Raw genomic sequence first — 19,835 nt, forward strand, 5'->3', positions numbered from 1 at the left:
CGCGCCGGTGGACCAGTTTCTCTGCATCCCATCCGTTCGCCGCGCAAAAAATCCGCCGCGACAGGGCTCGCAGGTCACTCGGGCGACGGGACGCAAACAGCGTCCGGCCCAACCGCAACCGCCCCTTACGGGGTTTGATGGGCCGCGAGGGTTTACCCGGTGCGGCCGGAGACAGACGCGATGCATGGCGCAGCAGCAGTCGGGGTGAGAAGGCAAGGGGCCGAAGGGCCCTGCGCGGGTCTCACCGGGCGGCGGGCCGCGTCCCTCGCGCTCACGCATGATCGCAACCGCTTGTCCCGTCCTTCCGGCGCCGTGGCGCCCGGGGCGCCGCCAGGTGGTTTGCGGGCAAGGACAAAATGGCAAAGAAGATGCTTATCGATGCCACGCACCCGGAGGAAACCCGGGTCGTCGTGGTCGACGGAACCAAGGTCGAGGAGTTCGATTTCGAGTCGCTGAGCAAGCGGCAACTGGCAGGAAACATATATCTGGCAAAGGTCACGCGGGTGGAGCCCTCGCTCCAGGCGGCCTTCGTCGATTACGGCGGCAACCGCCACGGCTTCCTCGCCTTCTCCGAAATCCACCCCGACTATTACCAGATCCCCGTGGCCGACCGCGAGGCGCTCCTCGCCGAGGAACGTGAATACGCCGAGGCCATGGCCGCCGAGGCCGAGGAGGAGCAGAAACCCAAGCGCCGCCGGTCGCGCCGCCGCAAGTCCCCGGACACGCGGGCGGAAAGCACGGGGTCGGACGCGGTCGCGCGCGGCACGCCGTCCGGCATGGACGTGGTCGATCTCGGCGACACCGAGGAAGAGGATGACACCGCCAAGATGGCCTCCGACGAGGCCGATGGCGCGTCCGACGCCGAAGGGGACGCCGCCTTCGATCATGGTTCGGAGAGCGACGACGTCTCCGCCGACGAGGCCATCGACGACGCATACGAAGATGCCGCCGACGAGGATGGCGAGGACGGGGATGAGGGCGCCGCGCCTTCCGCCGAGACCGTCGCCGACGACGACACCGAGGAGGATTTCCGCCCGGCGCGCAAGCCGCGCCCGCGCAAGTACAAGATCCAGGAAGTCGTGAAGGTCCGGCAGATCATGCTGGTCCAGGTCGTGAAGGAAGAGCGCGGCAACAAGGGCGCGGCGCTCACCACCTATCTCAGCCTCGCGGGACGTTACTGCGTGCTGATGCCGAACACGGCGCGCGGCGGTGGCATTTCCCGCAAGATCACCAACGCGGCCGACCGCAAGAAGCTGAAGGAAATCGCCACGTCGCTCGATGTGCCGCAGGGCGCGGGCCTCATCATCCGCACCGCCGGCAGCCAGCGCACCAAGACCGAGATCAAGCGCGACTACGAATACCTTCAGCGCCAGTGGGAGCAGGTGCGCGAGCTCACGCTCAAGTCCATCGCGCCCGCGCCGATCTACCAGGAAGGCGACCTGATCCACCGCGTGATCCGCGATCTCTACAACCGCGACATCGACGAGGTTCTGGTCGAAGGCGACGCCGGCTATCGCCAGGCGAAGGACTTCATGAAGATGATCATGCCGTCCCACGCCAAGAACGTGAAGCACTACGCCGATCCGCTGCCGATCTTCGCGCGATACAAGGTCGAGGGCTACCTCGCCGACATGTTCAACCCCACGGTGCAGCTGCGATCCGGGGGCTACATCGTGATCGGCGTGACCGAGGCGCTGGTGGCGATCGACGTGAACTCGGGCCGGGCCACCAAGGAAGGCTCGATCGAGGAGACGGCGCTCAAGACCAACCTCGAAGCCGCCGAGGAAGTGGCCCGCCAGCTGCGCCTGCGCGACCTTGCGGGCCTTATCGTCATCGACTTCATCGACATGGACGAGCGGCGCAACAACGCCGCCGTGGAAAAGCGCCTGAAGGACCGGCTCAAGACCGACCGTGCGCGTATCCAGGTGGGTCGCATCTCGGCCTTCGGTCTGCTGGAGATGAGCCGCCAGCGCCTTCGCCCCGGCATGCTGGAGGCCACGACGCAGCCCTGTCCGCATTGCCACGGCACCGGGCTTCTGCGGTCCGATGACAGCCTCGGCCTGTCGATCCTGCGCCAGCTGGAGGAAGAGGGCACGCGCGGACGCGCGAGAGAGGTCCTGCTGACCGCGCCCGTCGGCATCGTCAACTTCCTCATCAACCAGAAGCGCGACTATATCGAGACGATCGAGGGCCGCACCGGCCTGTCGATCCGGATCGAGGCGGATGCGCGGCTGGTCTCGCCCGATTACAAGATCGAACGCTTCAAGACCGCCACGCGCCGCATCACGGCCACTGCGCCGGTGTCCTCGATGGACCCCAGCCTGATGGAAGAGATCGAGGAGGAGGCACAGGTCGAAGAGGCCGAGATCCTCGAGGACGAGGAAGAGGTCACGACGGTCGCCGATACCGAGGAAAACCCCAGGAAGAAGCGTCGCCGCCGGCGTGGCGGACGTGGCCGCCGCAAGGGCGCCAACGGCGAGGATGTCCAGGGGGCCGAGGGCGACACCGCTGAAGGCGACACCTTCGAGGCCGAGACGGCCGAGGAGGAGGCCGACGCGCCCGAGAGCGCCGATGCCGAGGCGTCGGAGGCCGAGGGCGACGACCAACCGAAGAAGAAGCGCCGCGGACGGCGGGGCGGACGCGGGCGCAAGGGCGACAAGGCCGGTGACGACGCGGCCGAAGCCGACGCCGACGCCGGCCCGGGCGATGCGGAACCGGTCGAGCCCGTTGCGGTCGAGGCCGAACCGGCGGCGGAACCTGTCGGCGAGAGCCCCGAGCCCGAACCCGCGCCTCAAGTCGAGCCGGAGCCGGTCGCGGAGGCGGAACCCGCGCCTGAACCCGAGCCCGAGCCCGTTCAGGCGGCAAAGGCCGCGCCCGAACCCGAAGCGGCGCCCGAACCGGAACCCGCGCCCGAACCCGAACCGGAAGCCGAAACCGAGGGCGCCGGGGCCGACGACAAGCCCAAGCGCCGCGGCTGGTGGTCGCTCGGATAGGTCCGGACAGAAAAAGGGCGCCCCGCGGGGCGCCCTTCTTTCTTTGCCGAAGTCGCCTGCGCGGCGTCAGTTCGTTTCGGACCGCACCGCCTCGATGATCTGCAGCATTCCGTCGAGTGGCACGTAGCCCCGCACCAGCTGATCGCCGAAGACGAAACTGGGCGTGCCCGAAATCGACAGCCGCGTGGCCAGATCGCGGTTGTAGGAAATTGTCTGCGCCACGAGCGGGTCGTCCATCGCCTCCATGATCGGGCCGGGATCGAGGCCAAGCTCGTTTGCGGTGGCCATCAGCGAGGCTTCGGTCACATCGCCCCGCATCACCATCAGCGCGTCGTTCATCGCGCCATAGGCGTCGTCGCCATGGACGATGCGCGTGGCGATGGCGAAGCGCGAGGCCAGAACCGACTGTTCGCCGAGGATCGGGAATTCCTTGACCACGTAGCGGATGTTGCCGTCGAGCGCGATCAGGTCCTCGACCTCGGGATGCGCCCGCCGGCAGAAGCTGCAGCGGTAGTCCATGAATTCGACCAGCACCACGTCGCCGTCGGGATTGCCGCCGACCCAGTCGAAGGCCGAGTTGAAGATGGCATCCGCATTGGCGGCGAGGGCCATCGCGTCACGCTCGCCCTCGGCTGCGGCCTGGCGCTGCTCCAGCACGCCGATCGCCTCCATCAGAACCTCGGGGTTCTCCAGAAGGTAGGCGCGGACCTCGGCCCGGAAGGCGTCGCGCTCGGCGGCGCTGAGGTCGGTGAGATCGGCGGCGGCGGGGCCCGCTGCGAGGATGCCGGCAAACGCCAGCGGGGCGAGGTATTTCATGCGCTCATCTCCGTCGTTGGGCGGCTTCGGCCACGCGTAACACATCCTGCGCCCGAATCCACCCGGGCGACCCCTGCGGCAGAAGGGCGATCGCCCGGTTGGCCAGCGCTTCGGCATCGTCCATCCTGCCGAGGATCGCGTAGCGCTCGGCGGTGACGGTGGCGGCGAGGCCCGGCTGACCGGCGCGGGCATGGGCGAGCCCGAGGTCGCGCAGCATCCTGGGGTCGAACGGGTCGCGGGCCTGGGCACGTGTCAGCACCTCGAGCGCGCGCGCGTTCAGCGTCGCGGTGTCCGGGGCCAGAAGCGCCCGGCCGTAGCCCGCGAGGATCAAGGCCTCGTTCGGCGCAAGTTCGGCCGCGCGCGCATAGGCAGCGATGGCGGCGTCATAGCGCCGGCTCTCGAACAGGATCTGGCCCTGCAATTCCTGGTAGAAGGGATCGTTCGGGCGCATCTGCAGAAGGCGGCCCACCTCCGAAAGCGCGCGGTCGGCATCCGGGGTCCGGTGATAGGCGATGGCGCGGCGGAGCGTGGCGATCTCGCCCATGTCGCCCCGGTCGACCCGGTTCAGCGTCCAGGACGGCGCGCGAAGGAAGGCCGAGAGCTTGCCGGTCAGCCGCGCATACCAGTAGAGGCTGGCGGCCGGAGGCTCCGCTCCCGGCGCTTGCGTGGCGAGGAAGGCCTCCACGTTGCGATACCGGTCGCGGCTCAGCGGGTGGGAGCGAACGTAGGGGTCCTGCCGCCCGGCCGACAGCGCCTCCTGCCCGCGGAACAGGTCGAGGACCTCCAGCATCGCGCGCGGGTCGATGCCCGCCGTGACCATGGTGCGCAGCGCCGACTGGTCGGCGCTCGCCTCCTCGGCGCGGGTATGGGCGAAGAAACTGCGCTGTGCCGCGCTCATGCCGCCCGCGGCCAGCCCCACCGCCGCGCCGCCCTCGCCGCTGGCGGCACCCGCGGCTATCGCCAGCAGAAGCCCCATGCGCGCTGCCGTCTGGGCCGAGGCCGCGGCGGCGGGGCGGCTGGTGAGGTGCCCGTTGGCGATATGCGCGGCCTCGTGGGCCAGCACGGCCTGCACCTGGTCGGGACTGTCGAGCCGCAGGAGCAGGCCGGAGGTCACGAAGATGTGACGCGCATCGGCGACGAAGGCGTTCATGGCGCCGTCGTTGACCATGATCACGCGCGTCGATTGCGGCAGGCCCGCGACGCGGAAGACGGGCGCCGCCAGCTCGCGCAGCGCGCGTTCGATCTCGGCGTCGCGGATGATCGACTGCGCGGCGGCCGACAGGGGCGCGAGGCAGGCGAAGGCGGCCAGCATCGCGGCCGCGGCGATGCGACGGGGCAGGCGGCCCGGCATTGACGATCCTTTCCTCGGCTGCTTTGAACCTTCCGGGCAGGATAGGATTTGCACCATGCGGCATTCAAGGCGATCCGAGGTCGATCCCTTCATCGTGATGGACGTGATGGAAGCCGCCCGCGCCGCCGAGGAGGCGGGACGCGACATCGTACACATGGAAGTCGGTCAGCCCGGCTCGGGCGCGCCCGAGGCCGCGCGCCGGCGCCTGGCCGAGGAGATGGAAAAGGGACCGCTCGGCTACACGGTGGCCCTCGGGCGTCCCGACCTGCGCGCCGCCATCGCGGCGCTCTACGGCGAGTGGTACGGGATCGACCTTGACCCGTCCCGCGTGGTCCTGACCTCGGGCGCCTCGGGCGGGTTCCTCCTGGCATTCACCGCGCTTTTCGACGCGGGCGACCGGGTCGGGCTGGGCGAGCCCTGCTACCCGTCCTACCGCCAGATCCTCACGGCGCTCAGCCTCACGCCCGTTGGCCTCGTGACGCAGGCCGAGACCCGGTTTCAGCCGGTGCCCGCGCACCTCGCCGACGATCTCGCGGGGCTGATCGTGGCAAGCCCGGCGAACCCCACGGGCACCATGCTGGGCCGAGACGAATTGCGCGCCTTGTCAGAGGCTTGCGATGCGAAGCGCATCTCGCTTGTCTCGGACGAGATCTACCACGGCCTGCAATACGAGGGGCCCGCCGTCAGCGCGCTGGAAGTCACGGACGAGGTCTACGTCATCAACTCCTTCTCCAAGTATTTCTCGATGACGGGCTGGCGGCTGGGCTGGATGGTCGTGCCGCCCGAGCATGTGCGCATCGTCGAGCGGCTGGCACAGAACATGTTCATCTGCCCGGCCCATGCCAGCCAGGTCGCGGCCTTGGGTGCCCTCAGCCCCGAGGGGCGGGCCGAACTGGATGAGCATCGCGCCACATATACCCGGAATCGCGACATCCTTCTGGCCGGTTTGGCCGAGGCCGGGCTGACCCGGACGGCGCCGGCCGATGGCGCCTTCTACGTCTATGCCGATGTCTCGGACCTGACCGAAGACAGCAAGGCCCTCGCGTCGCGCATTCTCGACGAGGCGGGCGTCGCCGTGACGCCGGGGCTCGACTTCGACAAGACGCGCGGGCACGGGACGCTGCGCTTTTCCTATGCCCGGGGCACGGTCGAGATCGAGGAGGGCGTGGCGCGCCTTGTCCGGTTCTTCAAGGGCGGCTGACGCCTCCAACACGCTTGGGTCCCGCCCGCCGATCTGCTAGACATGGCGCAACCGACAGACATGGGGTCACGAGCCCGTGCGCCGAGCAGTCCAGACGATCCTTTTCGCCCTCGTGGCGTGCCTGTCCGCCTTGCCGCTTGCCGCGCAGGGTTTCGGCGCGCTGGCCCGCGTGGTCACCGAGGAAACCCGCGTCATCATGGCGGCCGATGAAGGGGGCGGTGTCGATCTGACCCTCGGCCTCAGCCAGCCGGTGCCTTTCCGCGTCTTCACGCTCGCCGATCCCTGGCGCGTGGTGCTCGATTTCCGCGAGGTTCTTTGGGACGGCCTGCCGCAGGGGTTCGGCGAGGTTCCGGGCCTGGCCTCGGTCGAGGCGGGGGCGGCCTATGATCCGGGCTGGTCGCGCATGATCCTGACGCTCGAGGCGCCGATGCTGCCGCGCATCGCGGCGATGGAAACGGACCGGGCGACCGGTGCGGCGCGCGTGCGCCTGTCGCTGGAGCCAGCCGGAGACGCGGCCTTCCTTGCCCGCTCGGGCATGCCACCGGGTCTCGCGGCGGGGATCGCGCCGTCGCAGCCCGCCGCCGCGGGGCGGCAGGACGGCCGGCTCGTCGTGGTGCTCGACCCCGGCCATGGCGGCGTCGATCCCGGTGCGGTCCGGGGCGATCACACCGAGGCCGACCTCGTGCTGACCTTCGCCCGGGAACTGGCCGAGGCGTTGCGCCGGACGGGCCGGGCCGAGGTGGTCCTGACGCGCGAGGCCGATGTCTTCGTGCCGCTGCCGACCCGCGTGACGCTCGCCCGCGCCGCCGGGGCCGATGCGCTGATCTCGATCCATGCCGACGCGCTGGCCGAGGGCAGGGCACAGGGCGCCACGGTCTATACGCTGGCCGAGACCGCGTCCGACGCGGCCTCCGCCGCGCTCGCCGAACAGCATGACCGCGCCGATATCCTCCAGGGCATCGACCTGTCCCTGAGCGACGACGTCGTGGCGGGCGTGCTGATGGACCTCGCCCGCGCCGAGACGGTCCCGCGCGCGGATGCCCTGGCCGAAGGGCTGGTGGAGGCGATCGCCGCGGGCAACCTGAGGCTCCATTCCCGGCCCAGGATGGAGGCGGGTTTCACGGTGCTGCGGGCCGCCGACATTCCCTCGGTGCTGCTCGAGATCGGCTTTATGTCGGACGCGGGCGACCTCGAGAACATCCTGGACCCCGACTGGCGGGTGTCGATGCAGGCAGCCCTCGTGGCGGGCATCCTCGACTGGGCCGAGACGGACGCGTTGCGCGCGGACCTCCTGCGCCAGTAGCCGCCGGTTCAAGGCCGGACGTTCGGGCCCTTGGCGCGGGCAAGCCACACGCTGTGTCCCGAAAGGCGCGTATCTTCGGGGCGGAACCACACAAGGTCGAAGCCGTGACGCGCCAGCAATTCGCGGTATTCGCCGGGATCGAGCGAGGCGTGGTAGACCACCGATCCGGCGACCCGGCCCCAGCGTTCGTCCGCCTCGGATCCCGACGTGAACAGGAGTGTCGCGCCCGGCGCGGCGTGTGCGGCGAAAACCGCGAACATCGCGCGCTGATCCTGCGGCGCGAGGTGAAAGAACGAGTTGAAGGCGAGGATCACGTCGAAACGCCGGCCAAGGGCGAGCCCGCGCATGTCGGCATGGATCGCCTCGGCCCCGGGCACACGCGCCCGGAACTCCGCGATCATCGCCGCCGCCCCGTCGACCCCGGTCACGCGGTCGCCGCGTGCCGCGAACCACGCCGCGATCGGCTCGCCCGCGCCGCAGCCGAGGTCGAGCACGGCGAGACCCGGCCCGCGCCCGGAAACGGCGGCGCGAAGCGCGGGGGCCTCCCAGAGGCTCCGGTCGCGCATCCGCGCCCAATCCCTGGCCTCGCGGTCGTAGGCCGGCAGGATCGCCTCGGGACCTGGCCGGTCGGGTAAATCGTCGGCATTTGTCATCCTGCGATCCTGCATCCATCACGATTGCGCGAAAAGCCGCTGCAGGGTGCCACCGGCAGCTTTTGACCCGTTGTGCCGAAGGGCGTATAAGGCCAAAGACCCGGCGTCAGATCGGGCCATGGGGCAGCCGCGCATGTTCGGGCGGAATGCAGGCACAGGATCGGCAGCGAAGGGTTTCTTGAATGCTCCGTTTCATTTTCGGGATTTTCGGCGCCGGGTTCAGCGCGGTGACGCTTGGCCTCGTCTTCGGGGCGCTGGGGCTCGGGGGGCTTCTGTTCCTCTATTCCCATGACCTGCCCGACCACGAAACGCTGTCGAACTACGCGCCCCCCACGATCAGCCGCATCTATTCGCGCGAGGGCGTCGTCGTGGACGAGTTCGCCACCGAGCGCCGCATGTTCGTGGCAGCCGCTGAAATCCCCGATGTCGTCGCGGATGCCTTCATTTCGGCCGAGGACCGCAATTTCTGGGAGCACCAGGGTTATGACCCCCGTGCCATCGTCGCGGCCTTCGTCGAGGCGGTGCGCTCGCGCGGGCGGGACGTGCGCGGTGCCTCGACCATCACCCAGCAGGTGATGAAGAACTTCCTTCTCGACGGCTCGCGCACGATCGAGCGGAAGGTGCGCGAGATCATTCTCGCCGCCCGGATCGAGCGGAGCCTCTCGAAGGAGCGCATCCTCGAACTCTACCTCAACGAGATCTTCCTCGGGCAGAACTCCTACGGTGTCGCGGCCGCGGCGCAGACCTATTTCAACGCGCCGCTCGAGGACCTGACGCTGGAGCAGGCGGCCTATCTGGCCGCGCTTCCGCAGGCGCCCTCGAACTTTCACCCTGTCCGCGACTACGAGCGCGCGGTGAACCGGCGCAATTACGTGCTGCGCGAGATGTACGAGAACGGCTATATCTCCCAGGCCGAGATGGAGCGCGCCACCGCCGCGCCGCTCGAGACGGTGCAGGGTGGGCATATCGAGCCCTACCGCGCGGCCCAGCCGCCGCGGAACTACTTCACCGACGAGATCCGCCGCCAGCTTTCGGCCCAGTACGGCGAGGACGACTTCTTCACCGGCGGCTATGCCGTCCGCGCCTCGATGGACGAGGACCTGCAACTCGTGGCGCAGCGCGCGCTGCGCCGGGCGCTGGAAAGCTTCGATCGTGCGCAGGGCCGCTGGCGCGGGCCGGTCGACCGGATCGACCCGGCGGAGCTCGAGGGCGGGGAGGAGGTATGGCGCGCCGCGCTGGCCGCCGCCGAGATCCCGCGCGACATCGACGGCTGGCACGCCGCGGTGGTCCTTTCGGTCGGTGACAGCAGCGCGCGCATCGGCATCGAGGACATCCCCGAGGACGAGGACGGGCATTTCATCCCCGCCGAGGACGTGACCTGGGCCCGCCCTTTGGACGAGGACGGCAATGCCGGCCCGCAGGCGCGGGTGGCGGGCGATCTGTTGTCGGTGGGCGACGTGGTCCATGTCCGCGCCATGACGCGCGACAGCGATGGCGCCTTCATGCGCTGGACCCTGCGCCAGATCCCCGAGGTGCAGGGCGGGTTCATGGCGATGGACGTGAACACGGGCCGCGTGATCGCCATGCAGGGCGGGTTCTCCTACCAGCATTCGAGCTTCAACCGCGCCACGCAGGCGACGCGGCAGCCGGGGTCGTCCTTCAAGCCCCTCGTCTATGCCGCGGCGCTCGATTCGGGCTACGGGCCGAACACCATCGTCATCGACGCGCCGATCGAGGTGCAGACGCCGGAAGGGATGTGGCGGCCGACCAACGCCTCCAACCAGTTCTACGGACCCGCTCCCCTGCGCACTGGGATCGAGCGGTCGCGGAACCTCATGACCGTGCGCCTCGCGCAGGATGTCGGCATGGATGTCGTCGCCCGCTACGCCGAGCGCTTCGGCGTCTACGACGACATGCAGCCGTTCCTCGCCAACGCGCTGGGGTCCCAGGAAACCACGCTCTACCGGATGGTCGCCGCCTACGCGATGTTCGCCAATGGCGGCGAGCGGGTGGAGCCGACGCTGGTCGACCGTATCCAGGATCGCTACGGACGAACCGTCTACCGCCACGACCAGCGGTTCTGCCCCGATTGCGAGCTTGCCTCGCTCGACGCCGGGCTCGGGCCGCGGATCGTGTCGAACCGCGAGCGCGTGATCGACCCGGTGACCGCCTACCAGATCACCTCGATGATGCAGGGCGTCGTGCAGCGCGGCACGGCCTCGGGCACGGTCGGCGCCGCCGGCATTCCCGCCGCGCTCGCCGGCAAGACCGGCACCACGAACGATGCGCGCGACGTCTGGTTCGTGGGTTTCTCCTCGACCATCGTGGCCGGCTGCTACATCGGCTACGACCAGCCGCGCAGTCTCGGGCGCGGGGCCTCGGGCGGCGGCATGTGCGGCCCGGTCTTCGCCGAGTTCATGCGCGAGGCGGTGCGCGAATACGGCGGCGCGCCCTTCACGGTGCCGCCGGGCGGCGTGTTCTACCCGATCGACCGCTATTCCGGTCAGCGCCTGCCCCCGGGCAGCGCCGGCGAGCACGTGGTCTACGAGCTGTTCCGCGAGGGCGAGGCGCCCTACGAGGGGCTTCTGGCCGTGATCGACGGCGGCTGGGGCATGGGCTCGGACCTGCCGATGTTCGGGCGCGGCGAAGGCGAGGTCGACGCGGCCTCGATCCAGCCGGGCGCGGCCACCGAGGAGCGGCAGGAAACGACGGTCACGACATCGACGGGCGGCGCCGTGCGGGTGCCTACCGGCACGGGTTTCGGCACGCTCAGCGCGGGCGGGCTCTACTGACATTCCGGCGATGACGATATGCGGTCCGCCTTGAGGGGCGGGCCGCGATTGGCTATCTGTCCGGGACCGAAAGACGAGGCAGGACGATGCGCGCAGAGACGCAGGCCAATATCGAGAAGATCCGCAAGTCGCTTGCGCTGCTGGGGCAGCGCATGGGGCTGGAGACGGCGCAGCACCGGCTTGAGGAATTCAACGCCCGCGTCGAGGACCCGAACCTCTGGAACGACCCGGAAAAGGCGCAGAAGCTCATGCGCGACCGGCAGATCCTCGTCGACCAGATCGGTACCTACGACGCGATCAGGTCGGGGCTGGAGGACAACGCCGAGCTGATCGAGCTTGGCGAAGCCGAAGGCGACAAGGAAGTGGTGGCCGAGGCCGAGGCGGCGCTGGCGGATCTGGTGAAGATGGCCGCGGCCAAGGAACTCGAGGCCCTTCTCGACGGCGAGGCGGACGCCAACGACACCTTCCTCGAGGTCAACGCGGGCGCGGGCGGCACGGAAAGCTGCGACTGGGCGGGCATGCTCGCGCGGATGTACACCCGCTGGGCCGAGAAGCACGGCTACGAGGTGGAGCTTCAGTCGGTCAGCTACGGCGAGGAAGCGGGGATCAAGTCGGCGGTCTACAAGATCACCGGCCACAACGCCTATGGCTGGCTGAAGTCGGAGTCGGGCGTGCACCGGCTGGTCCGCATCTCACCCTACGACAGCGCCGCGCGGCGGCACACGTCGTTTTCTTCGGTCTGGGTCTACCCGGTCGTGGACGACAACATCGAGATCGAGGTGAACCCCGCGGATATCCGGATCGACACCTACCGCTCGTCCGGCGCGGGCGGGCAGCACGTCAACACGACAGACTCCGCGGTGCGGATCACGCACCTGCCCACCGGGATCGTGGTGACCAGTTCCGAGAAGTCGCAGCACCAGAACCGCGACATCGCCATGAAGGCGCTGAAATCGCGGCTCTACCAGATGGAGCTGGAGAAGCGCACCGCCTCGATCCAGGAGGCGCACGAGGCCAAGGGCGAGGCGGGTTGGGGTAACCAGATCCGGTCCTACGTGCTGCAGCCCTACCAGATGGTGAAGGACCTGCGCACGAACTACGAGACCTCGGACACGCAAGGCGTTCTCGACGGCGACCTCGACGGGCTGATGGCCGCGACACTGGCGATGAGCGCCAGCGGCAAGAGCCGCGCCGACGCGCGCGCCGGGGCCTGACGGGCATGCGCACGGCCTCGGGCCCCCTTGCGGGAGCCGCTCGGCCGCACGCGGCCTCCGGCGGGAGTTTTTTTGCCAGGATGAAGGGCGGGACGGGGAGATCTCGATGGACCTGATCGGGCTTGGGGCGCGGGAGCTTTCGGCGCAGATCGCGCGGCGCGACGTGTCGCCCGTGGAGGTGATGCGCGCGGTTCTGGAGCGCATCGGTGCGGTGAACGGGACGGTGAACGCCATCGTCAGCCTGCGCGACCGCGAGCGGCTGATGGGCGAGGCGCGTCTCGCGGAGACGGCGCTCAGGGGCGAGGGGCCGCGCGGATGGCTTCATGGGATCCCCGTCGCGGTCAAGGACCTGACCGACGCCAAGGGCCTGCCGACGAGTTCGGGCGCGCCCTTCCTCGCGGGAGAGGTCGCGCAGTCGGATGCCGGGATCGTGGCGCGGATGAAGGCCGCGGGCGCCATCGTCATCGGCAAGACCAACGTGCCGATGTTCGGACTGGGCGGGCATTCCACGAACCGGGTCTTCGGCGTCACCCGCAATCCCGCCGACACGTCGCGGACCGCGGGGGGCTCCTCGGGCGGTGCGGGGGCCGCGCTCGCCACCGGGATGGCCTGGGTCGCGGACGGGTCGGACATGATGGGCTCGCTTCGCAACCCCGCGGCCTGGTGCGACGTCTACGGGTTCCGGCCCACGGTGGGGCTGATCCCGCGCGACGACGCGGCCGCGGCCTTTTCGCCGCGCATCTCGACGGCGGGGCCGATGGCCCGCAACGTGGAGGATCTTGCTGCGTTCCTAGGCACGTTGTCGGGCGGGGCCTTTGCCGGGATCGGAGAGATGCCGCGGCAGCCGCGGATCGGCTGGCTCGGCGACTGGGGCGGCGCCTATCCGATGGAGCCGGGGATCATGGACCTGGCCGAGGCGGCGCTTGCACGGATGGCGGACCTCGGCTGGGCGGTGGAACCCGTTGCGCCGCCGGTGAGCCGGGAGCTTTTGTGGGACAGCTGGACGGAGCTGCGCGCCTTCATCATGGCGCAGGAACTGTCCCCGCATTGGCGCGATCCGGCGCGGCGGGCGCAGTTGAACCCGCAGGCGATCCATGAATGCGAGCGCGGGTTCGCCCTGACCGGCGAAGGCTTCGCGCGCGCCGTCGCACTCCGCGAGGAATGGCTGGCGGCGCTCGATGCGCTGTTCGCCCGCTTCGACGCGCTGGTCCTGCCCTCGACCCAGCTCTGGCCCTTCCCGGTGGAGTGGGACTGGCCGCGCGAGATCGCGGGGCAGGCGATGGACACCTATCACCGCTGGATGGAGGTGGTGGTGCCCGCAAGTCTCGCCGGACTGCCCGTGATCGGGATGCCCGCCGGATGGGGCGAAAACGGCCTGCCGGGCGGCATTCAGATGATCGGGCGGCGGGGCGGGGACGCAGGCCTCCTGGCGCTTGCGCGTGCCTATGGCGAGGCGATCGGGCCGCGGGCGCTGCAACTCTGACGTTCCTTTCGCTTTACGTGTGACCCGGCCCTCCGCTACGCTTTCTGCGGGAGGAGGCGGGAGATGACGGACGCGACCGGGCCGCAGGCGGCGCCATCGAGGGTGCCCGAAATCGCCCAGATGCAGATGGGCGACATCGGCCATGCCCTCAGGCGGGGGCTGAGCGACTTCTGGCGAAAGCCCATGATGGGCCTTTTCTTCGCCAACGTGGCGGTGATGGGCGGCTGGCTCATCTACCTGATGCTGTTTCTGTGGCACATGGAGTGGCTGGCGATCCCGCTGACCTTCGGCTTCCCGCTGATCGGTCCGTTCCTGGCGGTGGGCCTCTACGAGGTGTCGCGGCGCCTCGAGGCGGGGCAGGCGGAATGGCGGCGCAACGACATCTTTGGCGTGATCTGGCGCCAGAGACTGCGGCAATTGCCGCTCATGTCCTGGGTCATCATCGTCTATTACCTCTTCTGGTCCTTCTTCGCGCATATGCTTTTCGCGCTGTTCATGGGGCCATCGGTCCTGACCAACGTGACCTCGTCCTATTCCTACCTGTTCCAGCCCGAAGGCGTGACGATGCTGCTCGTGGGCACCGCCTTCGGCGCGGTCTTCGCCTTCGTTCTTTTCGCGCTGACGGTGGTGTCGCTGCCGCTCCTGCTCGACAAGGAACTGGACTTCGTGACTGCGATGCTGACCTCGATCGCGGTGGTGCGGAAGAACCCCGGCGTGATGCTGGCCTGGGGCGCGACGATCGCGGGGCTGACCTTCCTTGGGATGCTGCCGGGGCTTTTCGGCCTGTTTGTCGTCCTGCCGGTGCTGGGGCACGCGACCTGGCACATCTACCGCCGTGCGCTGATCTCGCGCGACTGAGGCGGTGACGGGATCAGGAGCCATCCGATCGCAGCCCCCGCCGCGCTCAGGGCGGCCGTCGTCCAGGCGAGGCCCGCGAAGGCCTGCGTCATCGCCGTGGCGTGCGCGGGGTCATCGGCGATCGCGCCGAAGCTTCCGCTGCCGCCCGCCGCGGAATAGAGCGCCGCGGCGAGGCTGCCCATCGACGCCACGGCAATCAGGCCGGCCACCCGGGAGACGGCGTTGTTGATGCCCGAAGCGGTGCCGGAGCGATCCTCGGGCAGGCTCGTCATGATGGCGGTCGAGAGCGGAGCCACCACGAGCGCCATGCCGAGCCCCATCAGCGCGGTCGCGGGCAGGACGCCGGTCCAGAGGTTGCGGGTGCCGATCCCGAGCGCCAGCCCCGCGAAGGCCAGCGCCACCAGCGCGCCGCCCGCGCCGATCAGGCGGCCCGGTCCGTAGCGGTCGGCCAGCCGCCCGGACGTCGCCGAAAGCGTGGCGATGAAGACGGAGAGCGGTGCGAAGACGGCCGAGGCCAATGCCTCGGACGTTCCCCATCCGGCGATGAGCGTCATGGGCAGGTAGAACAGAACCGTCGTGAGGGCGAAGTAGACGAGAAACGTCGCGAGATTCGCCGCGGCGAAGGCCCGGTCCGAGAAAAGGCCGAGCGGCACCATCGGATAGGCGGTCCGCGCTTCGCGCCAGACGAACCAGGCGAGGAAGAGTGCGGCGGCGCTGAAGGGTCTGGGGTCCGTGACGCCCTGCGGCCCGGTGAGCCCGTAGGCGAGGCTGAAGAGGCAGGCGGTGATCAGTGCGGCCCCGGGCCAGTCGAGCGGGGTGGGCGGCCCTTTCGGATCGTGGCGTACGTTTCGCCTCAGAAGCCAGAGGGCCACGGCGCCGAGCGGGAGGTTGATCGCGAAGAGAAGCCGCCAGGTCTCGGGGCCGCCAAGGCCGAGGGCGAGGCCGCCGAGGATCGGACCGAGGGCGGTGGTCAGCGCCGAGGCGGCGGCCCAGACGCCGATCGCGCGGCCTCGGTCCGCGCGTGGGTAGGTGCGCGCGATGAGCGAAAGGCTTCCCGGGATCATGAGCGCCGCGCCGATGCCCTTGAGCACCCGGCCGGCGATCATCGTCTCGGCCGTCGGCGCGACGGCGCAGAGCAGCGAGGCGGCCATGAAGACCGCGATCCCGGACCCGAAGGCGCGCGCCACGCCGAAGCGGTCGCCGAGCGCGCCGCCCAGCAGGATCAGCGCCGAAAGCGGAAGGAGATAGGCGTTGTTGATCCAGAGCGCCTGACCGAGCGAGGCACCGAGCCCCGCGCGGATTGCGGGCAGGGCGATGGCGATGATCGTGCCGTCGATGAAGCCGAGCGCCGAGGCGAGGATCGCCGCGATCAGAAGGAAACGCCGGTCCCCTTCACGACAGAAGCCGGGCAGATGGCCCGGCTTCGTCGTCGTTTCATTTTCTGGTTCCGGCCCTCGAGGGCCGGGTCCGGATGCCATTCCGGCTCAGTCCTCGGCGGGTTTGGCCGACCCCATCGGGGCTGCCGCGACGGGACGCGCCATGCCGGGAGCACCGGGGCGCGACTGGCCGCTGGCGAAGGACGACCGTGCGCCCCCGCTCTCGTTGCCGGCGAGCGGATCTTCGGCGCGCTGAACCGAGCCCTCGAAATGGGCGCCCGACTCGATCGCGATGGTCTTGTGGATGATGTCGCCCTCGACGCGCGCCGTCGATGTCAGGCGCACCTTGAGGCCGCGCACGCGGCCCGTGACCTTGCCGGTCACGACGATGTCGTCGGCAACGATCTCACCCTCGATGTTGGCGCTTTCGCCGACGGTGAGGAGATGGGCGCGGATATCGCCCTGGATCGTGCCCTCAACCTGGATGTCACCGGTGGTGCGAAGGTTGCCCACGATGGTCAGATCGGAACTCAGCACCGAAGGGCTGGGCTTCGATTTGCCGCTCTGGGGGGAAGGCTTGTTCATGGAATCTCCCGGATTGGTGGAGCCGGACGATGCCGAGGACCCGGAGCCCTGCGCGTCGCCCTCGGCGCCGCCCTGCTTGGGGCCGGGTTCGTTGATCTTGGATTTAGAAAACATCGCGTCCTGCCGTGATGAAGGTCATCGGGTTCACGGGGTCGCCGTTGCGACGCACTTCGTAGTGAAGATGCGTGCCCGTGGACCGTCCAGTGTTGCCCATATCACCGATGCGATCCCCGCGCGAGACCCTTTCACCCTCACTGACGTGGAGGCGGGACATATGGGCGTAGCGGGTGGTGATTCCGAAGGGGTGCTGGATCTCGACCATGAGGCCGTAACCGCTTTGCCTGCCGGCGAAAATCACGGTTCCGTCGCCGCCTGCATGGATCGGCGTTCCGCGCGGTCCGGCGAAGTCGGTGCCGGCGTGAAGCCGCCGACCGCCGTTGATCGGATCGCGGCGATAGCCATAGCCCGAGGTCAGGCGGAAGTTGGATCGCACGGGCATCGAGAAGGGAAGCTGCTCGGCGGCGATCCGGTAGAGGTTCAGCTCGTCGAGCGCCGCCAGCACCTCGTTGGCGCGGAGCGACATCGCGTCGGGCTCCTCGCCACGGGAGGACATGGTGATCGGCATGAGCGGGCCGCCCTGGCCGGAATAGGTGGAGCGGACCTGCCCGATGATCTGTTCGGTGGCGAGGCCCGCGGCGCGGAACATCTCGTCCAGCGGTTCCATCGACATGGAGACCGCATCCTCGATCTGGCGGAACACGCGTTCCTGCCGTTCCGAGGAGAGCGCCGCGGCGAACTGGAGGTTCTCGACCTCGGACCGCGCCTCGGCCATCTGCGTCAGGCTCAGGTCACGCTCTTCGGCGGTGTCCTCCAGTGCCTCGGTCAGGAAGGCGAGCGTGCGGGCCAGCTCGCGTTCACGGGCAGCGGCGGTCTGCACGGTGCCCGTTTCGGCCTGCAGTTCGGCCTGGAGCGCGGCGAGTTCGGTGCGCGCGGCATCGCGCGCCTGCCGGGTGTCGCGCAGGCCGAGCTGGATGACGTCGATCGCGGTTTCCAGTTCGCGGCGCCGCTCCTCGCTGTCGAGAAGGCGCGTCTGCATTTCCGAGACCTGGTCCATGGCAAGGGCGAAACGCTCCTGCGCCTGGCGCGACTCGGCCGCGCGCAAGTTCAGCGCAAGCTCAAGCTCCGACAGCCGGTCCTGCACCCGCAGTTCCTCGCGCTGTGCCTGCTCCCGGACATTGCCGGCCGAAATCGTGTCGATGAGGAAAATGGATGTGACGATGATCGTCCAGCCGACGAAGAGGCCGAGCCCCCCGATGAGCGCCGCCTGCGTGCCGGGGCGAAGACGGATGAACCGCGTGCCCTCGTCGGATTTCAGGAATAGCCGTTGTTCCGGCAGGTGCCGCTCGAGCATCACATGGATGCGGGTCGTCAGCCGTGATGTCACTGTCAACGCCTCGTGTTCCCCAGTTTCTTTTTTCTACGTTGCCCTGCCGCATCTGCCCGACTGGTCCCATACCGGGTTGGTATGTGCGGTTCCCGTCAGGGAACCCTTCGGGCCAGCCCCTGCAGCTTCGGGCACGATCAAGCCTGCAGCGGGGATAAGCCAGCAGGCGAGCCGTCTCAACACACTACCCTGTCGCGGCGGCCCTGACAGCCGTATGTGCAGGTTTTGAGCGATTTTTCGCCGAGCGTGAGGGGGCGATAGGAACCTTTCCGCCCATCGCGGCGGCCCGGGGGCCACCTTGCCACCTCAGGAAACGGCCTTCCGGTCCTCGGCAAGCGGCCAGTAGAAGTCCGGCGGCAACCCGGCCTCCGCGCGCTTCTCCTCGTTGAAGGGCGGTTTGAGAGCGCCGTGGAAATGGCGCCGGACGAGCGTATGGAACGCATCCTTGGGATCGGTATCGGCGCGGCCGCACAGGAAGTGGAACCATTTCGCGCCATAGGCGACGTGGTGCACCTCTTCGGCATAGATCACCTCCATCGCGGCGACGGCCTGCGGCGCGGCGGGCTCGTCGGTGGCGCGGCGGAAGATGTCGATCATGCCGGGGGTCACGTCGAGGCCGCGCGCCTCCAGCACCATGGGCACAACGGCGAGGCGCGCCATGAGGTCGTGGGCCGTGTCCTCGGCCGCGCGCCACATGCCGGCATGGGCCGCAAGCGTGCCATAGGGACAATCCATCGCCTCAAGAACGTCGCACACAAGATTGAAATGCTTCGATTCCTCGTCAGCGGCGCGAACCCAGTCGTCGTGGAACCCGATAGGCATCGGAACCCCGGAAAACCGGGCGATGATGTCCCAGTGCAGGTCCACGGCGTTCAGCTCGATATGAGCGACGGCGTGCAGGATCGCGCGCCGGCCCTGTGCGCTGCCCGGGCGGCGGCGGGGCACGTCGCGCGGATCGAGAAGCTCGGGCCGGGCGGGCCGGGCCGGGCGGTCGGGCGGCGTGGCGTGGCCGATCGGAGGCGTTTCGCCCGCCTCGCGCGCCGCCTGCCATTCGGCCGCGAACCGGCGGGACAGCGCCGTCTTCTCGCGCCCGTCGGCGGTGCGCAGCACGGCATCGGCCATTTCCGCCAGGGGCATCATCGCGGGAGTATCCACTTCATTTCCGGGCCGTAACATACCGGCATGGTGTGTAAAAACGAAGGGGGCGCCCTCGGGCGTGGCGCCCCCCGCGTGATCCGCCATGCCGTCGGCAGATCAGAGGCCGCGAACGGCCTCCAGCACTTCCTCGGCATGGCCGGGAACCTTCACCTTCTCCCAGACGCCGGCGATCTTGCCGGTTCCGTCGATAAGGAAGGTCGAACGTTCGATCCCCATGTACTTCTTGCCGTACATGCTCTTTTCTTTCCAGACGTCGTAGCGCTCGCAGACATCGCTGTCCTCGTCGGAGGCGAGGATCACGCCCAGCCCGTGCTTGGCGATGAACTTGTCATGCTTGGCGACGCTGTCCTTGGAGATTCCGATGACCGTGGCGCCGGCGGCCTCGAACTCGGCGGCGAGGTCCGTGAAGGCGATCGCCTCCTTGGTGCAGCCCGACGTGTCATCCTTTGGGTAGAAGTAGACAACGACCGCCTTCGGCCTGAGCGCCGAAAGCGTGATCTCGCCGCCGCCGTCGCGGGGCAGTGTGAAATCGGGGGCCATTTCGCCGTTCTGGGGCATGGACCTGTCTCCTTGGCTCGAGCTTGCATGAGGACCGTCGGCGGGGCCGC

At 69.1% G+C, this 19,835-nt stretch carries 15 protein-coding genes; 7 read left to right on the forward strand and 8 right to left on the reverse strand.

Annotation, left to right across the window (positions count from 1 at the left end; all coding sequences use genetic code 11):
* Nucleotides 1-356 precede the first annotated feature (356 nt).
* The gene (locus N8I71_RS02805) at nucleotides 357-2,993 is read left to right on the forward strand and encodes an Rne/Rng family ribonuclease (RefSeq protein WP_262876409.1); all 2,637 of its coding nucleotides are present in this window, start codon (nucleotides 357-359) and stop codon (nucleotides 2,991-2,993) included.
* A 66-nt stretch (nucleotides 2,994-3,059) separates the two neighbouring features.
* Here N8I71_RS02805 and N8I71_RS02810 read toward each other — a convergent pair whose 3' ends face one another.
* The gene (locus N8I71_RS02810; RefSeq protein WP_262876410.1) at nucleotides 3,060-3,809 is read right to left on the reverse strand and encodes a DsbA family protein; all 750 of its coding nucleotides are present in this window, start codon (nucleotides 3,807-3,809) and stop codon (nucleotides 3,060-3,062) included.
* A gap of 4 nt (nucleotides 3,810-3,813) precedes the next feature.
* Entirely contained in the window at nucleotides 3,814-5,160 is a 1,347-nt protein-coding gene (locus N8I71_RS02815; RefSeq protein WP_262876411.1) for a M48 family metalloprotease, read from the reverse strand.
* 55 nt (nucleotides 5,161-5,215) lie between these two features.
* Between N8I71_RS02815 and N8I71_RS02820 the strand changes: the two genes are divergently transcribed.
* Nucleotides 5,216-6,361, forward strand: a complete 1,146-nt coding sequence (locus N8I71_RS02820; protein WP_262876412.1) for a pyridoxal phosphate-dependent aminotransferase — start codon at nucleotides 5,216-5,218, stop codon at nucleotides 6,359-6,361.
* Nucleotides 6,362-6,437: 76 nt separating this feature from the next.
* The gene (locus N8I71_RS02825) at nucleotides 6,438-7,664 is read left to right on the forward strand and encodes an N-acetylmuramoyl-L-alanine amidase (RefSeq protein ID WP_262876413.1); all 1,227 of its coding nucleotides are present in this window, start codon (nucleotides 6,438-6,440) and stop codon (nucleotides 7,662-7,664) included.
* 8 nt (nucleotides 7,665-7,672) lie between these two features.
* Here N8I71_RS02825 and N8I71_RS02830 read toward each other — a convergent pair whose 3' ends face one another.
* Nucleotides 7,673-8,317, reverse strand: coding sequence for a class I SAM-dependent DNA methyltransferase (locus N8I71_RS02830; RefSeq protein ID WP_262876414.1), 645 nt, complete (start codon nucleotides 8,315-8,317; stop codon nucleotides 7,673-7,675).
* 182 nt (nucleotides 8,318-8,499) lie between these two features.
* Here N8I71_RS02830 and N8I71_RS02835 point away from each other — a divergent pair, with 182 nt between their 5' ends.
* From N8I71_RS02835 to N8I71_RS02850, 4 genes are all read left to right on the forward strand, one after another.
* Nucleotides 8,500-11,109, forward strand: a complete 2,610-nt coding sequence (locus N8I71_RS02835) for a penicillin-binding protein 1A (protein ID WP_262876415.1) — start codon at nucleotides 8,500-8,502, stop codon at nucleotides 11,107-11,109.
* An 86-nt stretch (nucleotides 11,110-11,195) separates the two neighbouring features.
* A complete protein-coding gene (gene prfB / locus N8I71_RS02840) occupies nucleotides 11,196-12,323 on the forward strand; it encodes a peptide chain release factor 2 (protein WP_262876416.1) in 1,128 nt (375 codons plus the stop codon).
* A gap of 106 nt (nucleotides 12,324-12,429) precedes the next feature.
* Entirely contained in the window at nucleotides 12,430-13,806 is a 1,377-nt protein-coding gene (locus N8I71_RS02845; protein ID WP_262876417.1) for an amidase, read from the forward strand.
* A gap of 63 nt (nucleotides 13,807-13,869) precedes the next feature.
* On the forward strand, nucleotides 13,870-14,664 hold the full coding sequence (locus tag N8I71_RS02850; protein ID WP_262876418.1) for a DUF2189 domain-containing protein: 795 nt from the start codon (nucleotides 13,870-13,872) through the stop codon (nucleotides 14,662-14,664).
* Here the strand turns inward: N8I71_RS02850 and N8I71_RS02855 are convergent.
* The 5 genes from N8I71_RS02855 to N8I71_RS02875 all read right to left on the reverse strand — a co-directional run bounded on the left by N8I71_RS02855 (nucleotide 14,634) and on the right by N8I71_RS02875 (nucleotide 19,785).
* Nucleotides 14,634-16,142 carry an MFS transporter gene (locus N8I71_RS02855; RefSeq protein ID WP_262876419.1) on the reverse strand — a complete coding sequence of 503 codons (1,509 nt, stop codon included), beginning with the start codon at nucleotides 16,140-16,142 and terminating at the stop codon, nucleotides 14,634-14,636. The two genes, N8I71_RS02850 and N8I71_RS02855, sit on opposite strands and share 31 nt — an antisense overlap.
* Before the next feature lie 6 nt (nucleotides 16,143-16,148).
* Nucleotides 16,149-16,739, reverse strand: a complete 591-nt coding sequence (locus tag N8I71_RS02860; protein WP_262876420.1) for a bactofilin family protein — start codon at nucleotides 16,737-16,739, stop codon at nucleotides 16,149-16,151.
* Entirely contained in the window at nucleotides 16,729-18,069 is a 1,341-nt protein-coding gene (locus N8I71_RS02865; RefSeq protein WP_262876818.1) for a DUF5930 domain-containing protein, read from the reverse strand. Before N8I71_RS02865 ends, N8I71_RS02860 begins: the two co-directional genes overlap by 11 nt.
* A 306-nt stretch (nucleotides 18,070-18,375) precedes the next feature.
* Nucleotides 18,376-19,209, reverse strand: a complete 834-nt coding sequence (locus tag N8I71_RS02870; protein ID WP_262876421.1) for a ferritin-like domain-containing protein — start codon at nucleotides 19,207-19,209, stop codon at nucleotides 18,376-18,378.
* A gap of 114 nt (nucleotides 19,210-19,323) precedes the next feature.
* Nucleotides 19,324-19,785, reverse strand: coding sequence for a peroxiredoxin (locus N8I71_RS02875; RefSeq protein WP_262876422.1), 462 nt, complete (start codon nucleotides 19,783-19,785; stop codon nucleotides 19,324-19,326).
* Nucleotides 19,786-19,835 lie beyond the last annotated feature (50 nt).

The organism is Roseicyclus sediminis, assembly GCF_025515305.1.
Classification (GTDB): Bacteria; Pseudomonadota; Alphaproteobacteria; order Rhodobacterales; family Rhodobacteraceae; genus Roseibacterium; species Roseibacterium sediminis.

Bases quoted from the DNA above. Each gene is read 5' to 3' on its own strand.
- N8I71_RS02805 (WP_262876409.1), top strand. From the start codon at position 357: ATGGCAAAGAAGATGCTTATCGATGCCACGCACCCGGAGGAAACCCGG.
- N8I71_RS02810 (WP_262876410.1), bottom strand. From the start codon at position 3,809: ATGAAATACCTCGCCCCGCTGGCGTTTGCCGGCATCCTCGCAGCGGGC.
- N8I71_RS02815 (WP_262876411.1), bottom strand. From the start codon at position 5,160: ATGCCGGGCCGCCTGCCCCGTCGCATCGCCGCGGCCGCGATGCTGGCC.
- N8I71_RS02820 (WP_262876412.1), top strand. From the start codon at position 5,216: ATGCGGCATTCAAGGCGATCCGAGGTCGATCCCTTCATCGTGATGGAC.
- N8I71_RS02830 (WP_262876414.1), bottom strand. From the start codon at position 8,317: ATGACAAATGCCGACGATTTACCCGACCGGCCAGGTCCCGAGGCGATC.
- N8I71_RS02835 (WP_262876415.1), top strand. From the start codon at position 8,500: ATGCTCCGTTTCATTTTCGGGATTTTCGGCGCCGGGTTCAGCGCGGTG.
- prfB (WP_262876416.1), top strand. From the start codon at position 11,196: ATGCGCGCAGAGACGCAGGCCAATATCGAGAAGATCCGCAAGTCGCTT.
- N8I71_RS02845 (WP_262876417.1), top strand. From the start codon at position 12,430: ATGGACCTGATCGGGCTTGGGGCGCGGGAGCTTTCGGCGCAGATCGCG.
- N8I71_RS02850 (WP_262876418.1), top strand. From the start codon at position 13,870: ATGACGGACGCGACCGGGCCGCAGGCGGCGCCATCGAGGGTGCCCGAA.
- N8I71_RS02855 (WP_262876419.1), bottom strand. From the start codon at position 16,142: ATGGCATCCGGACCCGGCCCTCGAGGGCCGGAACCAGAAAATGAAACG.
- N8I71_RS02860 (WP_262876420.1), bottom strand. From the start codon at position 16,739: ATGTTTTCTAAATCCAAGATCAACGAACCCGGCCCCAAGCAGGGCGGC.
- N8I71_RS02870 (WP_262876421.1), bottom strand. From the start codon at position 19,209: ATGATGCCCCTGGCGGAAATGGCCGATGCCGTGCTGCGCACCGCCGAC.
- N8I71_RS02875 (WP_262876422.1), bottom strand. From the start codon at position 19,785: ATGCCCCAGAACGGCGAAATGGCCCCCGATTTCACACTGCCCCGCGAC.